General features: G+C 45.6%; 14 protein-coding genes. 5 read left to right on the top strand and 9 right to left on the bottom strand.

Annotated features, from left to right (window positions below; all coding sequences use genetic code 11):
- Nucleotides 1-23 precede the first annotated feature (23 nt).
- The 5 genes from queE to ACE04G_RS09550 all read right to left on the bottom strand — a co-directional run bounded on the left by queE (nt 24) and on the right by ACE04G_RS09550 (nt 3,519).
- A complete protein-coding gene (gene queE, locus ACE04G_RS09530) occupies nt 24-806 on the bottom strand; it encodes a 7-carboxy-7-deazaguanine synthase QueE (protein WP_221819063.1) in 783 nt (260 codons plus the stop codon).
- A complete protein-coding gene (gene queD / locus ACE04G_RS09535) occupies nt 799-1,290 on the bottom strand; it encodes a 6-carboxytetrahydropterin synthase QueD (protein WP_100530025.1) in 492 nt (163 codons plus the stop codon). The genes queE and queD overlap by 8 nt, the downstream gene beginning before the upstream one ends.
- Nucleotides 1,287-1,967 carry a 7-cyano-7-deazaguanine synthase QueC gene (gene queC, locus ACE04G_RS09540; RefSeq protein WP_221819320.1) on the bottom strand — a complete coding sequence of 227 codons (681 nt, stop codon included), beginning with the start codon at nt 1,965-1,967 and terminating at the stop codon, nt 1,287-1,289. Before queC ends, queD begins: the two co-directional genes overlap by 4 nt.
- A gap of 373 nt (nt 1,968-2,340) precedes the next feature.
- Complete coding sequence (locus tag ACE04G_RS09545) at nt 2,341-3,045, bottom strand: AIM24 family protein (RefSeq protein WP_076209556.1); 705 nt, start codon at nt 3,043-3,045, stop codon at nt 2,341-2,343.
- A gap of 18 nt (nt 3,046-3,063) precedes the next feature.
- A complete protein-coding gene (locus ACE04G_RS09550; RefSeq protein ID WP_036611459.1) occupies nt 3,064-3,519 on the bottom strand; it encodes a hypothetical protein in 456 nt (151 codons plus the stop codon).
- 330 nt (nt 3,520-3,849) lie between these two features.
- Here ACE04G_RS09550 and ACE04G_RS09555 point away from each other — a divergent pair, with 330 nt between their 5' ends.
- The 3 genes from ACE04G_RS09555 to ACE04G_RS09565 all read left to right on the top strand — a co-directional run bounded on the left by ACE04G_RS09555 (nt 3,850) and on the right by ACE04G_RS09565 (nt 6,051).
- Nucleotides 3,850-4,017, top strand: coding sequence for a hypothetical protein (locus tag ACE04G_RS09555; RefSeq protein WP_237176642.1), 168 nt, complete (start codon nt 3,850-3,852; stop codon nt 4,015-4,017).
- 207 nt (nt 4,018-4,224) lie between these two features.
- On the top strand, nt 4,225-4,929 hold the full coding sequence (locus ACE04G_RS09560; RefSeq protein WP_221819066.1) for a hypothetical protein: 705 nt from the start codon (nt 4,225-4,227) through the stop codon (nt 4,927-4,929).
- A gap of 150 nt (nt 4,930-5,079) precedes the next feature.
- Nucleotides 5,080-6,051: a helix-turn-helix transcriptional regulator gene (locus ACE04G_RS09565; RefSeq protein ID WP_076209866.1), complete on the top strand. Its 972-nt coding sequence runs from the start codon at nt 5,080-5,082 to the stop codon at nt 6,049-6,051.
- A 57-nt stretch (nt 6,052-6,108) separates the two neighbouring features.
- Here ACE04G_RS09565 and ACE04G_RS09570 read toward each other — a convergent pair whose 3' ends face one another.
- Nucleotides 6,109-6,780 carry a 3'-5' exonuclease gene (locus ACE04G_RS09570; protein WP_017690193.1) on the bottom strand — a complete coding sequence of 224 codons (672 nt, stop codon included), beginning with the start codon at nt 6,778-6,780 and terminating at the stop codon, nt 6,109-6,111.
- A gap of 378 nt (nt 6,781-7,158) precedes the next feature.
- On the opposite strand from ACE04G_RS09570, the gene ACE04G_RS09575 reads away from it, so the two are divergent.
- Nucleotides 7,159-9,105, top strand: coding sequence for an FAD-dependent oxidoreductase (locus tag ACE04G_RS09575; RefSeq protein WP_449005299.1), 1,947 nt, complete (start codon nt 7,159-7,161; stop codon nt 9,103-9,105).
- A gap of 369 nt (nt 9,106-9,474) precedes the next feature.
- Nucleotides 9,475-11,259 carry a proline--tRNA ligase gene (locus tag ACE04G_RS09580; protein WP_449005352.1) on the top strand — a complete coding sequence of 595 codons (1,785 nt, stop codon included), beginning with the start codon at nt 9,475-9,477 and terminating at the stop codon, nt 11,257-11,259.
- A 600-nt stretch (nt 11,260-11,859) separates the two neighbouring features.
- On the opposite strand, the gene ACE04G_RS09585 is transcribed toward ACE04G_RS09580, so the two are convergent.
- From ACE04G_RS09585 to ACE04G_RS09595, 3 genes are all read right to left on the bottom strand, one after another.
- Entirely contained in the window at nt 11,860-13,659 is a 1,800-nt protein-coding gene (locus tag ACE04G_RS09585; protein ID WP_449005300.1) for a 5'-nucleotidase C-terminal domain-containing protein, read from the bottom strand.
- A 173-nt stretch (nt 13,660-13,832) separates the two neighbouring features.
- Nucleotides 13,833-14,249, bottom strand: a complete 417-nt coding sequence (locus tag ACE04G_RS09590; RefSeq protein WP_017690190.1) for an ImmA/IrrE family metallo-endopeptidase — start codon at nt 14,247-14,249, stop codon at nt 13,833-13,835.
- 42 nt (nt 14,250-14,291) lie between these two features.
- Nucleotides 14,292-14,735, bottom strand: coding sequence for a helix-turn-helix domain-containing protein (locus ACE04G_RS09595; RefSeq protein ID WP_082219000.1), 444 nt, complete (start codon nt 14,733-14,735; stop codon nt 14,292-14,294).
- Between the last annotated feature and the right edge of the window lie 884 nt (nt 14,736-15,619).

Here is a 15,619-nt window from a genome sequence, read left to right on the forward strand (position 1 = left end):
GCCCATTCCACCCATACTGCCCATCACACGCCGCGTTTGTTGCCCCATACCAGCGTATGAAGCTGTGGAAGCACACGAACATCATTCAGGTCATCGGAGGCGCTGACTTGGTCGATCAGCCACTCATAACGAGCAAGCAGTGAGGACGCCAGATCTGGCGTTTCAGCGGAAGTCACATCCGGGTTCCCGGTTTGTAAAAATAAATCCGTGCCCGGATACCGTGCATGTACACGGCGGGCATAGTCCAAGTCTGTCTCATCGAAGATCACGATCTTCAGACTGTGACTTCGTTCTACCGGACCAGCTGCCAGCCGTCCGATCAGATCATCCAGCACGGCCCAATCGGTGTCCATGCCGGAGCTGGGTGGCTTGGGCGAGACGGTGACTTCGTCAATGTCCGCCAGCCAAGGCTGCCAGCGAGAGCCCTGTGTCTCCACCGCGGTGCGGATGCCGTTCTCCCGCAGCAGGGCAACCAATCCGCCCAGCGAAGCGAGCAGGGCGGGATTACCGCCGGAGATGGTGACATGGGAGAAACGGGTGCCGCCAACGCGGCGCAATTCTTCCCATACGTCCTCTGGCGTAATCATTCGAATCTGGTCCTTGCCACTGCCGTCCCAGGTAAAGGCTGAGTCGCACCAGGAGCAGCGATAATCGCAGCCCGCGGTGCGAACAAACATCGTTTTTTGCCCGATGACCATGCCTTCGCCTTGAACCGTCGGTCCAAAAATCTCCATCACGGGAATACGAGCCTCTTTGCGAGATCCCGTCTCATTCACCGTATGCTTCTGGTGTGTCACACTACTCATGGATCATCCACTCCCGTCTCGCTTCCGCGTAACTGGTGGGTGTCTCGAAAAGTCGGACAAACTCCGTCCGCCCACCATCGGTCAGCCCGGCGTATGGTTCCGTCTGGAGCGCATGTTCCATTTGTTCGAACAGCCAAACGACCATATTTTCAGCCGTGGTATTCATTAAAGGAAGTGTCTCGTTGAGGTACTGATGATCCAGATATCCCTCAATCTGAGTTTTCCATATATCTTTGATATGTCCAAAATCAACCGTCAGCCCGGTTTCACCCGGATAACCGCTGATACCAAAAATAACTTTATACGTATGACCGTGCAGGTTCTTGCACTTGCCTTCATAACAATGCAGATGATGTGCTGCGTCAAAGGTGAATTCTTTGCTTACAAGCACACGTTTGCGGTGATAGCGCAGCTGGGTGGGCAGAATATCTTCTCCGATGCGTTGCAGATGCTCTACAATACGGAATGTTCCCGGCTCTCTCATCGTACATCCACTCCCGCCGATTCAGCAGTAGTACGTTGCTGTACATAGCGATCCAGTCCAGCTTTGCGCAGTTTGCAGGCAGGGCATTCTCCGCAGCCATCGCCGATCACGCCGTTATAACAGGTGAGGGTACGCTCGCGTACATAATCAAAGGCGCCGAGATCATCGGCCATCTTCCACGTTTGGGCTTTGTCCAGCCACATGAGCGGGGTGTGAATGACAAATGGATAGTCCATCGACAGGTTAAGCGTCACATTCATCGACTTTACAAATGAATCCCGGCAATCCGGGTATCCGCTGAAATCCGTCTCGCATACACCTGTAACCAGGTGACGAGCTCCTTTTTGCTTGGCCATAATGGCCGCAAAACTGAGGAATAACAGATTCCGTCCATCTACAAATGTACTCGGCAGTTCGCCTTCTTCATGGGTAATCTCCACATCCGTGCGAGTAAGCGCGTTGGGTGCAAGCTGATTTAACAGCCTCATATCAAGTACCGTTTGCTGTACGCCCAGATCACGAGCGATCTCGGCTGCACATTCAATCTCCAGCTTGTGGCGTTGACCGTAATCAAACGTAACAACCTCGACTTCGGCAAACTGTTGTTTGGCCCAGAACAGACACGTGGTACTATCCTGACCTCCGCTGAATACAACGACTGCTTTTTCTTCGTTCAACATAAAAAAACCTCTCTATCTTCTTGAGATCAAACCATGCACATAGGCATAGAGTGTCGGAAGAACAGAGAAGTTCATGAACTGGCATCCATCAAAAAACACACCTTCTCGATAACCGCTTCAAAAAAGCAGGCAAGAGTAAGTGTCCTTAGTTTTTTACGTACATGATTGCATGGTGACCGCAACGTGTACGCAAGACTTATACTGACCATCGCATGGTCAAGTCTTGTAGAGGGAGTTCGCGAACCTCTCCCATGCCACAGGCATGGATTTTCTTCTTCAATTGTCTGAACCATTATAACATGAAACAGTGTGGTGACCACCCCACTGGAGCATAGTGGCAGCTCATCGGTCGGTTCCATCCTATAACAGCTTACTTGATCAATACATTGCCGAAAGGGATAACTTCTTTCAGGATTCGTTTGAACAGTCCCTCATCGTTAAGATCCTGTTCCAAGCGGTGATTCTCACGTCCAGCCTGAAAGAGTACAGATCCATGCCCGGTCATCTTCCAATGATAATTCATATGCTGACTGGCAAGGTTGTTACCATATACGGTGAGTTCCAGATGTGCATTTTCGGGATAGGCAATAATGCTGCCAGCATCCACATAGAGTGGCGCTGTTGGGTGAAGTTCCTGTTGGCAGACCTGGCCTTGAGTGAGCAATCCGATTTTGCCTTTGCCGGAAAATTTCATTTTCACTGCATCACGGGTGATCAGCATATTTTTGATTTTCTGAATTTTGGTATGCATGGTTACACCATCAGAGTAGAAGAACAGGTGGCGGAAGTCATAGAGCAGATCACTGTCCTCCGTGAGCTCCACTTCCTTCATGGTGAATCCGGGAGGCAGGGCAGCCACAAATTGGCAAGGTCCGGTGATTTCGGATTTAATCAGCTTTTTTTTGCGATATATGCCCGTGATATTCATGAATTTATCATTGCGATTCCCACTTGGACCGCGAAAGGCCACAATCTGCTGCGGATGCAAAATATGAAGGCGGTCATCTTTAATCAGTGAAAATGTGACGACTTGTCCTGCTCCGCCTGCTTCAGCATTGTTCAGGTGTATGTTCATGCAGTTGCTCCTGTTCTTTTATACTCGGCCTGAACGGCGACGCATTCCCCAGCGCATCACACGAATCAGAACAAAGTAACCCAATATGAGAGAAACGACAGTGATGATCGTCGTCTGAATTCGTTTGGTGGTAGCTGCTTTGGCATTCTGGTCGTCCTGTAATTTACTTACCATTTCAGTGAGTTTCTGGTTCTGAGCCAGCAGTTGTTCGTTCTGGGTCTTAAATGCTTCGACATTGGCCTGGGCTTGTCCCAACTGAGCAGATGTTTGATTTAATTGCTCCATTGTTTGCTTATAACTTTCCTGCAGAGCGTTCACTTCTCCGGGCAGTTCGGAGACTCGCTCCCATCCGCTGTATATATCCGTAAAAATATTGGCGCTGGCTGCACTTACTGTCGAAGCGATCGAAACGGTAAATAGAATGCATGTGGTGAATAACACCCGAATGAAATAACCCTGAATGGATTTTGGCATCGTTAACACCTCTTTCTTCGGTTAGATAGATCAATTGCCGAATTCGTCGTCTATTGTTGAAATACGGCTCTTACATTATACGTCAAAACCGGGACGATGGGTTCAAGATGATATCGTTTTATTACCCGAAATATTTAAAATGATTTAGGAACACGGCTGTTTAACTTACAGTTCTGTGGGGTAATAGAACGATAGGCAAGCACACCGGACCGTTTTACAGATCTTTTACTTCAGTTCCGGGTGCATGCTATTCACAAATGCGCAATTTAATGAACGATGCCAATATATCCGATTGAATATAAGATCGTGAACATGAAGGAGTAGAAAGATATGTACACAACAGATCAGAACACATCAACCAAAACAATTATGATCACTGTTAATGGGGAGCCAGTAGGCCGTAAGCTGGTCATTGATAGTGTCACCTATGCTCCGGTAACCGAAGCAGATAACACACAGTATTTACACAAAATGGGAATCGATCATTCTACTGTTTAATTTGGGACTTGTCATAGATAAGTGATTGAAAAGCTTGGCATAGCGCCAGGCTTTTTCGTCGTTTATTGTCGTATTGAGACGGATTTAGGGATATAAAACTAATATATTGGAAAAATTTAATGAGAACATGTGTTCCGTGACAATATAGTGTCCATTCACCCTGATAACTTAGAAGATAATACATATAAATCGGGGGAGAGACTACCAGTGAACTCAGTCTTTGAAGTATCTTATTCGTGGAATAAAGAGGCCATACCGACAGGGGGAGCCGACCCCGTATATATGATGGTAGAGTGGCGTAACGGTGCCCCTGCCAAAAGACTTAGGAAAATAGCACCCAAAATTGTATCAAGAGATTTGGAACTTTTGCTCAAACCGGAATATGGAGTACAGCTAAAAGGTATCTATGGATGTCGTTCCAAAGAAACGGATATTGGCTGGGTACTGAGGCTTGGCGATATGTACAAGGGGGAAAGCAAGCAAATTTTGCTTGAATTCGTCATGGGACCCCGTGCATCAGGAAAAGCTGCCGTATGTTCAGCCTATTGGAGCACAAGGAAGTTGAAACAAAGTCAACGTGTATTGTTACGAAGAGAACAGTTGTATATTCAGTACACCAGTCATCTGGGCATGTTGCGACAGCCCGAAGATCCCAAGGTGGAGAAAACGATCAAATTAAGTGAAACGGTGCCCTTGATCAAACAAGCCCTGCGCGCTTACGAAAGAGGACGGGTTCAAGAGGGAAACAATATGTTGCGTCGTCATGCAGATGCATTGTTAATTGAAGCTGCACGGAAACAGGATCTGGACTATTACGCGGAAGCCGAGATCGTCGAAAAGCTACGTTATCACTACGAGATCACGTTTACAACCGGATATCATGATCGTGAAAAAAAGATATTAGGGGAATAGGGTTGATTTCAAATGGTAACGGTTAGAGTGAGTCTACATATTTGAAGGTGAAGTTTAGGAGAAGGTCGAATGTATGTATCAATATCATATTAAACAATGGATGGAGTTGTATCAAATTTATTGAAACAACATCGTGGAGGGTCCGGCAAAATGACAGACCGACTAATCCGATTAATGCGCATTATAACGCTGGTACAGGCCAAGCCGGGTATTCTGGCACGTGAGCTTGCCGAGCGATGCGAGACGACGGAAAGGACGATATATCGCGACATGGAGGCCCTCAGTGCAATGCATATCCCGATCGCCAATATGGGACACGGGCAAGGGTACATGTTTATCAGCCAGTTTGCCATGTATCCGCTAAATTGGTCTGATGAAGAAGCCCAAGCTTTCATGCATCTTGCTGAAGTCATGGAGAATATTCGTCCTTTGCTGAAACCTGCTTTTGAGAGCGCTTATGAGAAAGTGGTTGCTGCGAGTCAGAAAAACAAAACAGAACGAGTGGAATGGTCGGAGCATATTAGTAGTTTGTTTAAACTGGGGTTGCCTGCATGGCAAAATGAGAGAAATGATCCACAGAATCAATCTCTAATTCCCCTGCTTCAGGCTGGCATTTCACAGAACACCATTGAAGGGGAATATCTGTCTCAAGGTAAAAAAGGGATCGTACGCATAGATCCTTACTGTCTTATCCCTCGCGAGTACAGATTCGAGCTGTTAGCATATTGTCACCTGTCGGAGAAACTTCGAATCTTTCAGGTAAGTCGGCTGCAGAGGATACGAATATTGCCACGCACGTTTCGCAAAGAGGATCATCTCATACAATCGCATTTCCGCATTCCTTGGGCATACGAGGGAAGTACGGAGTGGACAGCGTTCAAAATTCGATTTGCACCCCATGCTGTGGAGCGTGTGATGCAGGAGCAATTTTTTATGCGACCGATCCTAACCATTGAACCGGAAGGTAGCCTGTTATTTGAAGCCATATTAAGTGATGTTGACGAATTTCTCGTATGGATATCTAAATATGGACCTGATGCGGAAATCCTCGAACCGGAGATCTGCCGCATCAAGATGAAAGAACGTCTGAATGATTGGCAACAAATGTACAATAAAAGTTGAGATTAGAATGCCATCCATCCTAAGGCAAAACACGATTAAGTACTGTGCTTTGGACAGTTATTCTTTGGTTTTGAAAAGGCTTGCCAGATTGCCAAAAGGTGATTCTTTCTCTTCATCTTCTGTGGAGCTGGAATAGACAACCTTGGATGTAATGCCCTCATCATCGGCTGCACAGTTGTTTTCGAGCGTGAATCGGTCAAATTGATGCATAAATACCTTTGCTGTATTGATGGCATCATCCAAGGCACGGTGCTGGGTACCATCAAATTCAATTCCGCAGATTTCAAGAGCCTGAGCGAGTCCGAGTTGACGGAATTTGCCTTCTTTGCGGACGGTGCGGGACCACTGTTGCTGGAGATCGTTATGATTGGTGATCCAGGCCACATCAAGTTGATGGGTGCGACAATGAGAGATCAGTTTGCTGCGGTCATCGGGTCCCCAGGAACACATGTAATAGGGGTCACTTCCCATCCAGGCAATGAATTGGTTCAGTGCTGCCGGGAAAAGAGGGGCTGCATCAATATCTTTCTGCGTGATACCTGTAAATTGAATCGTGTCAGTGGACAGCACGGACTTGTTGGAAGGACGAACATACGTATGGAACGTATCCGTTACGACCAATCCATCGGCACTTTCCGTAACTTTGACGGCACCGATATCAATAATTTCAGAAGAATAGCGAGTATTGCGGCTTACCGTGAATTCAAGATCATATATGATATATGGCATAGGACAAGCTCCTTTATCGATTAATACCTGTGATAGATTTCTATTTCTCTATATTACAGGGAACGTGCTGCCATGTCAGCCATCGCCAGAGAATTCATTATAGTCAGGATGAACGAAGAGTCAAAAAGTGGTCATTATAATGAGGAAAGTTAGGGACTTTCCTATATTTTGTTTGTATTTATGGTAACATAATAGTAGAATTTTCCGTCTTATTATCAAAACTTCCTAACACCGTTAAAGTGTTGGGGAGTTTTTTATTATGTATAGCATGCTCATGTTGGAAAGGAGAAAAGGTTAGTCGGTTGTTGGTATAACATAGGAAAACTAGTTCACGAGTTAGTATTATTGAATTTAAAGTACATATGGAGGTTTGTTTCTTTGATTAGTCGAAAATTGAAAATAACAGCAATTACAGCTAGTGTGTTTATTGTGTTAATTGGCGCTGCATATGCTGCATTCTATATTTGGAACAAAAATTATAAATTTAATAATAATTATGTATGGCAGCCTTTGGAGGACGTGCAATCTACACTAAACCTGAAAGATTCCTATAACGTGATTGTAGCTGGAACGGATCCGGAAGGTATTACTGCTGCCTTATCAGCTGCTCGTAATGGGATGCGTGTATTGTTGGTGGAAGCAAGAGATCGCAACATGTTGGGAGGATTGTTGACCGAGGGAGGCCTTAATACGCTGGATCTAAATTATTCCCCTGAACAACCGCAGCTATTGAGTAGTTTGCGGCAGCCTGACTTTTTGAACAAAGGCATTTTCCAGGAATGGTTTGACCAGATCGAGGGTAGTTCATTTGATACCAATACAGCGGCTAACATGTTCTATCGGATGGTTCGTTCCGAACCTAATATTGACCTGTTGATGAATGCTAAGGAATTAGTTCCACTTACTGAACAATCTACGGGAGATCACACAACAATAACGGGTATGAGTATAACTAAAGAAGATGGAACAACTGTTCAGATCTCAACCCGCTCCATCATTGATGCAACGCAAGATGCGGATATTGCAGCCGCTGCAGGAGTTCCATATTCCATAGGCAGACAAGATATTGGAGATGGTAAATCCAAAATGGTCTCTACGCTTGTATTCAAGCTAAGCGGTGTTACTGATGAGGTATGGCAAAAGTTCAGGGAAAGAGATGGGACCGGGGTTGATAAGATGAGTGCTTGGGGGTACGGTGATGCTAGAAAATATGAATCCTCCAATCCACAACATATTAAGATTCGCAGTCTGAATATCGGAAGACAAAATGATGATACAATCTTGATTAATACAATGCAGATCTTTGGGGTAGATCCGTTAGATCCGATATCTGTGAAAGAAGGTCTGGAAATCGGACGTAAAGAAGCCCCGCTAATTGTTGATTTTCTGAAGAAAAATTATGATGAATTTGCAGGGTTACAATATGCTGGAACAGCAGACGAGCTTTACGTGAGGGAATCACGTCATATCTATGGAGAGTACCGATTAACATTAGCTGATGTCATGGAAAATCGTGATCATTGGGATGCCATCGGATACGGCTCATACGATATTGATATTCAGAGCACGAGTGTTGGAAATCCCGGCACGATTATGTTGAGTCCGATTCAATATGGTGTACCCTTTCGCTCGCTTGTACCGTTAAAGGTTGATGGTTTGCTCGTCGTCGGACGTGCAGCAAGTTATGATACCATCCCACACGGTAGTGCAAGAGTTGTCCCACTGGGCATGGCAGAGGGAGAAGCAGCAGGAGCAGCGGTGAAGCTGGCATATATGCATAAGGAGTCCTTCCGCGAACTCTCAGCTTCTAAAGAGCGAGTATCTGAACTACGTAAAATGCTGGAGAATCAGGGTATGGATCTGAAAGTACATCGTTTCGAACAGCCAGATTATATGGAGCATAAGGATTACAAGGGATTGCTGGCTGCAGCGAGTATGTATATGACTTCAGGCAATTATAATAACGATGGTTGGGAACTGGATAAAGGAATGAATCCAGAACGATTTTTAAGTAAATTGAAAAGAATGCAAGCGATGTTTCCAGAAGCCTACACAGGTAGTGCCGACCAAGCTCTAGCAAATATGGAGAATGCCGTAACCCTACCTTTAACGTTGGATCAGGCTGCGTATATGTTATGTCTGGCAATGGGATCTTCAGAAACGGAAACTTCACTTGAACAGGCACTTGCTCATTTGCAAACACAAAACTTTATAAGTGCCGACACGCTTACTGGCATTGCTGACAAGAACAATCTTACCAATGGGGATGCGTTTATGCTCATTCGTGATGTAGTGGAGTATTATTCAGGAGTTGTATTCGACTAATTGGTTGACAATTACTTGTAAATGAACTAATGTGGTCAAAAATGAGAACAGCGTTATAACGAGGACATGATTGTGCAAGCCAGCTTCAACAGAGAGGGAACAGTGTGGTGCAAGGTTCCTGTAGCTGCTTCATAATTCCTACCTCGCGAGCTGCGGAAGAGAATGCCCATCCAGGGTTGCAACCTCCGCCGGCAGGGCCCGTTACGCCCCGTAGGACTGCATGTCACAGATCGTATAGGTTGCGAACGGATTAATTTGCAGTTAAACAAGGGTGGTACCACGACACATTCGTCCCTTGACGGATGTGTCTTTTTGCTGTTTATGCGCCGTATTTTGATAACAAAAAAGAAAAATTAGGAGTGTGTTATGATGCGTCAAAGTGAAATGCTTGTTCCAACATTACGTGAAGCGCCAGCGGAGGCAGATGCAGCGGGACATCGTTGGTTACTGCGTTCCGGTATGATTCGCCAACTTGCTGCGGGAATTTACAGTTACCTGCCCCTTGGACGGCGTATATTGTTAAATGTTGAACGGATCGTTCGTGAAGAGATGGATCGTGCTGGATGTCAGGAAGTATTGCTGCCGATTATGCAGCCTGCGGAGTTGTGGGAAGAATCCGGAAGATACACACAGTATGGTCCCGAATTGATGCGTCTGAAGGATCGTCATGCACGGGAATTTGCTCTTGGACCAACACATGAGGAAGTCGTAACCGCTTTAGCGCGGGACGAGGTGAGTTCGTATCGTAAGCTGCCATTCACCCTGTACCAGATCGGAACCAAGTTCCGGGATGAACGCCGTCCTCGATTTGGATTGCTGCGTGGACGTGAGTTCATCATGAAGGATGCGTACTCTTTTGCTTCGGACTGGGAAGAGCTTGATCGTACTTATCAGGCGATGAACAAGGCGTATAGTCGCATTCTGGAGCGTTGCGGTCTGGACTATATCCGTGTTGAGGCGGACGCGGGAACGATTGGCGGTCAAGGTGAAACACACGAGTTCATGGCTCTTGCTGATGTGGGTGAGGACACAATTGTAACCTGCAAACATTGTGGATATGCTGCGAATCTGGAGAAAGCGGATTATCAGACTTCTGGAGATATGGAGAAAAAAGAAGGAAGTTTGGAAGTTCCAGTCGTCTCTGCGAGTGCAGACTCCGCGCTTCAAACGGATGAACATTCGGGAGCGGAAAACCTAGTACGAATCTCGACACCTGGCGTTCGTACGATCGCAGAGTTAACCACTTTTGTGGGCAAAGGTGCTGAACATATGATCAAAACGTTGCTTTATGTGGCGGATGGTCAGCTCGTCGCTGCGCTTGTACGTGGAGATCATGAACTGAATGACATCGCATTGAAGCAGGTGTTGGGGGCAGAGGAACTGATCCTTGCAGACGATGCAGCCATTGCGGCACATCCAAATCTGAAGGTAGGATTCCTGGGTCCGATTGGACTAAATCTGCCGATGGTGGTGGACGCTGACGTGGCAGTGATGAAGAGTGCAATTACAGGAGCCAATGAACTGGATGTACACGTTTCCGGCGTGCGCCCAGGCTTTGATTTTGGATTGGAGCGAGTTGAACGAATTCGCTTTGCTGCGGAAGGGGATACTTGTCCAACATGTGCGTCACCACTTGTGTTTACCAAAGGTATTGAGGTTGGACATATTTTCAAATTGGGAACGAAATATAGTGATGCCATGGGCGCTTCCTTCCTGGATCGTAATGGTCGGCAGTGTGCGCCCGTCATGGGGTGTTACGGCATTGGCGTATCCCGCCTAATGGCCGCTATAGCTGAACAATATGCAGGAGATGATGGCATAAAATGGCCTGCCGCTGTTGCGCCTTATGATGTGCATCTGATTACAGTAAGCTGGAAGGATGAGCAGCAGCGTCAGCTCACCCTCGAACTGGAACAACAATTGATCGATGGCGGTTACACGGTATTGGTTGATGATCGGGATGAACGGCCGGGTGTGAAATTCAAGGATGCGGAGCTGATCGGATTGCCTGTGCAGATCGTTATTGGCCGAGGAGCAGCCGAAGGGCAGGTCGAACTGGGATCACACGCACTTGCAGCATCAGGTGAATCGAAACGAATCGGGTTGAATGCCCAGGAAGCTGTGCTTTATGTGAAGGAACAGCTCACTTCCTAAATTCAGGGGAGCTTCTAATTATATGAGTTCATATAATAGTACCGAATATGATGCGGTAGATGATTTTGATTGCTGAAATTCCAATGTGAGCATGAAAAAGAGGGCTATAGGCATGCAATTTGGCAGGATTTTATGAGTGATATCATACGAAATAACTATATTTGGTTCTATGTATTTAGTATACAAATGGTTTTATGATTAAGGATTTGAAGATGATCCTACTCAGGCGGATCTATGTGCAAGTATGCAATGTTGAGAAGACAGAGATGTCGAAATTAAATGTACAATAACCGCATGAACACGGTCATTCCTGAGAGATTTTATATAGTTCGGTGTCGAAGGCACATGATAAAGATGGGCCATAAAGGCTGCACTGGGATTTATTTTTGCCTCAGAGGATTGTCAGGATCAGCAGGATATGTCCACAGGAAATGTTGAAGTATCTGATGTGGATGGATGTTTAAGAATGGAGATACAAAAGGGTGTCCCCTCAACCAGTAATCTGGCTTGGGGGACACCCTTTTGGTATGACAAGATAGATTCGTTATGTTGTTGCGCCATATAAGCGATCATGCCTATATGCACTTTGCTATGCTGAGCTTAAGAAGCTGCAGGCAATTTCAATTGTTGACCTGGATAAATCCAGTGTGGATTTTTGATATTATTCAGCTTCTGCAATGCCTGCCAAGTTGTGCCGTATTGTTTGGAGATAGAGTACAGGGAATCTCCGGATTTCACAACATGCAGTTTGGCTGGAGCTGGTTTACTTGGTGTTGGTTTAGACGGTTTTTCCGGTTTTGGTGTTTCTGGTTTTGGCTTGGTTGGAGCTGGTGTTTCTGTTGCCGGAGTTTCCGGCTCTACTGCAGGTTTTACCGCTTCACTGATCCGACCATCTGTTTTGATGTCTACAGCGCCAAGCTTTTGCATGTAGTTGATCAATGCTTCATCCAATGCGCCGTACATACCTGTTGTAGCATATTTGGTGAACATGGTGTACTCGTCACCGCCAACAGCTGTGAAATCATTGGTTGCCAGTGTGTATGTTGCTTCCGGATCAAGGGCTTTATCGCCCACGGTTACGGAATGTACACGGCTACCTTCTGCAGCGGAAGTGTCGATTTTGAACTTGATTCCAGATACTTGTGGGAATCCACCGCTTGGTTCCGGGTAGGAAGCTACACCAACTTCAAGGGCTGCCAGAATATCAGACCCTTTCACTTCAAGGGTTACCACTTGATTACCAAAAGGAAGCACTGTGATAACATCACCTTTGGTTACGATACCCTTTTCAATGGAAGCACGGATACCACCACCGTTAGTCAGTGCAATATCGGCGTTGCTGACATCACGAATGGCATCTGCAAGCAGGTCACCCAGGTTGGTTTCACCTGCACGTACCTGTTCACGTTTACCATCCAGCAGAATGGCTGTATTGGCTACTTCTTCTTTCAAAATAGGCTCTTGTTCTTTTTGAATGGAGTTCACGAGAGCTGCGACTTTCTCATTTGGTTTGATGTCTTTTGCTTCAGTTTCATCAATTAATGTTGCTTGTTTCTTCGTTACTTTACCACCATCTACCCACAGGTCGATGACACCTACGTAGTTAGTGTATTCTCCTGCACTTGCGATCAACGTTCCGTTATCGGACACAAGACCGTCCTGCAGTATGGTGTGGCTGTGACCATCGATGAATATATCAATGCCAGGGACTTCTTTAACGACTTTTAAACTAGTATCTGTGCTGGACGCATCTTGTCCAAGGTGTCCCAATACCACAACAACATCTACTTTGCTGCGGATCTCGTTCACCAGAACTTTAGCCTCTGCAGATGGGTCTGTAATATCTAGACCTTCTACGTTTTTCGGATTCGTTTTGTACATCGTTTCAGGTGTGGACAGGGCAATGATTCCAACCTTTACACCATCAATTTCTTCAATCAGGTAAGGATCGAAGAGACGAGTTCCATCTTTTTTCTTCACGTTGGCACTAATCATTGGGAAGTTCATCATGTCTGCCAGTTCGATCAAGCGATCCGAACCATAGTTGAACTCATGGTTACCCGGTACGATAGCTTGGTAGCCCATTTCATTCATGACTTTCACGATGCTCTCACCATTCACGAGAGTGGCAAAAGTTGTACCATGTACAGCATCTCCAGCATCTAGCAGGAGCGTGTTCGGGTTTTCGCTGCGATATTTGTCAGCGATTCCAGCTACTTTGGCAAAACCCATAGCAGGTGAAGATTCAACTGCACGGGCATGCGTATCATTCGTATGTAGAATGGTAATGTGTTTGCCTGTGCCCGGAGTAGTATCCGTTGCAGCCGCGGCAATACCTACACTGCCAAACAGCAAACAGACCGTTAGCAGAAGTGAAACGTAATTCTTCCAGATTTTCATATGAATCCGAAACCTCCCCAATTAATAATCTACTTGAGCGTTTACACAGCTCACGTAGTATTTTAACAGACTATTATTAGGAAATCTCGCGAATTACGTAAAAATAGGTAACCTGAAAGTGACATGTAAAATCTGCTGTTAGATAATATAATCTTCGGATAGAACATATGTTCTTAAAGAGTGTAAAAAAAATGCTGCGCTTCACGCGGCAGTCCGGTACGTAAACAAAATTTCTCCAAAGATTCATCCGGTTCAGGCATCACTCCGGAGGTTAGCAATTGAATGGCAAAACGATTGGCCTGTCTCTCCAGCTTGCCTGGAGCAAAATAGGAATGTTCCTCCAGAAAGAATCGATTGATTCCTTTATGAAGCCGATCATGACCAAGCTCATGTGCGCACACGAACCGCTGCCATTCCGGCGGCAAATCATTGTGTATGACGATAAACCTGCGCCGGAGCTTGCGAAAGTACAGTCCCTTGGTGGACTTCCCCAAATTGGTGAAACGAATCTGTATTCCAACCGCGCGGGCAATGCTGAACGGGCAGTTGGTCCGGTGTTTGCGAATCAGCTTTGTTACGATGTCATCCATATGATCTCACCTGCTGCTTCATTAAATTCAGTGGGTCATGCCTCATGGGCGATTGTCCGATTCGTCTGTCTTTTTGCGTTTGTTCATCTGTTTGGCTTCCCAGAACAGACCTGTCAGCACATCCTTGATTCGTTTCTTGTCCTCTTCATCGAGTGGAATGCCGTCAAACATCAGATCATCATCGTCTTCCAGCATCTTTTTGAAATCACGACGGTCTTTGTATGTAGCCCATTCCGGTACGTCCTGAAGTTCAGCAGCACTCCCTGGTTCAATATAACCGGCCTGCTTCATCATCTCTGTATAGGGCACCGAGAGTGCGTCTGAAATCTTGCGAATGGTCGCTGGTTTCGGCACACCCCGGACCCCATTCTCAATACGTGAAATCTGTGAGTTGCTTATTCCGGCTGCTTCGGCGAGCTGATTGATGCTGTATCCCTGCTGCTCGCGCAGTTGTTTCATATAAGGACCAAAAGCGTGCTCCACAATTATGCCAACTCCTTCGATTCGTACAAGTACTTGAATTAATATTAAGAAGAAACTTGAATGCGACAACTCCTAAACCCTCTGCGGGTGCGCCGTTCCGGATTCGGATCGTTCTTTTGATCGCTGTTATCCCCGGATTTCCTGTTTCCCTTTCCTAAAGGGTGAAATCCGTTGATAAAGGCGAACGCTTCGCTTCTTCAGAATCGATTCCGTCTCCTTCACTACGTATGCGCTTGATATGTACCTTAGCGGCATTAAGGAGAAGGGGAACTTCTTAATATTAAAAATCAAATGACTTATACGGAAGTTCATTAATTAAACAGTACTATAACGTATATATACCATTAGGTAAAGGGATATGAAACAATTATGCCAAAAGGCATAGGAAATGAGAGCGAAGGTTTTATTTTATCGTCAAAACGAACCAAAATGGAGGTTTACTCTGATCTCCAGAAAGTGGTATCCTCAAATAGAAATACGAACAATATACGAACAAAATGTAAACTTGATACAGGTTAGAGTTTGGAGGAGTACCTTCCGAACAATGGAATTCCGCGAAATATAGCGGTTTGGATTGATTCCAAAAGGCAACAGGGAAAATTGAAGAAATGTCGTTACTTTTTTAGAAAACTGAATAACTCTATGAATAATAGCTTTTTGCTATCGTCCAAAGAACGATAGCAAAACAATATCATGTGAACGATAGAGTGACTTAATTGATTAATGAGAAGAAGTGCGGGAGATGAGATGGTTGCATGTTTAACTGTATAGTTGAACGGAAACGTAGAGGATAGAAATAACCTGAAGAAGCGGAGTTGAAAGTTTTCTGAAAGAAAGCTGCATCGGAAGCTTGTTCTATCATCAGAGTGAATATGCGAAGCTACTAG

The sequence above is a fragment of the Paenibacillus sp. AGC31 genome, assembly GCF_057334655.1.

What these genes read in the sequence shown, in the direction of transcription:
- queE (WP_221819063.1), bottom strand. Translation starts at nt 806, where the DNA reads ATGAGTAGTGTGACACACCAGAAGCATACGGTGAATGAGACGGGATCT.
- ACE04G_RS09545 (WP_076209556.1), bottom strand. Translation starts at nt 3,045, where the DNA reads ATGAACATACACCTGAACAATGCTGAAGCAGGCGGAGCAGGACAAGTC.
- ACE04G_RS09580 (WP_449005352.1), top strand. Translation starts at nt 9,475, where the DNA reads ATGCGTCAAAGTGAAATGCTTGTTCCAACATTACGTGAAGCGCCAGCG.
- queD (WP_100530025.1), bottom strand. Translation starts at nt 1,290, where the DNA reads ATGAGAGAGCCGGGAACATTCCGTATTGTAGAGCATCTGCAACGCATC.
- ACE04G_RS09590 (WP_017690190.1), bottom strand. Translation starts at nt 14,249, where the DNA reads ATGGATGACATCGTAACAAAGCTGATTCGCAAACACCGGACCAACTGC.
- ACE04G_RS09555 (WP_237176642.1), top strand. Translation starts at nt 3,850, where the DNA reads ATGTACACAACAGATCAGAACACATCAACCAAAACAATTATGATCACT.
- ACE04G_RS09570 (WP_017690193.1), bottom strand. Translation starts at nt 6,780, where the DNA reads ATGCCATATATCATATATGATCTTGAATTCACGGTAAGCCGCAATACT.
- ACE04G_RS09585 (WP_449005300.1), bottom strand. Translation starts at nt 13,659, where the DNA reads ATGAAAATCTGGAAGAATTACGTTTCACTTCTGCTAACGGTCTGTTTG.
- ACE04G_RS09565 (WP_076209866.1), top strand. Translation starts at nt 5,080, where the DNA reads ATGACAGACCGACTAATCCGATTAATGCGCATTATAACGCTGGTACAG.
- ACE04G_RS09550 (WP_036611459.1), bottom strand. Translation starts at nt 3,519, where the DNA reads ATGCCAAAATCCATTCAGGGTTATTTCATTCGGGTGTTATTCACCACA.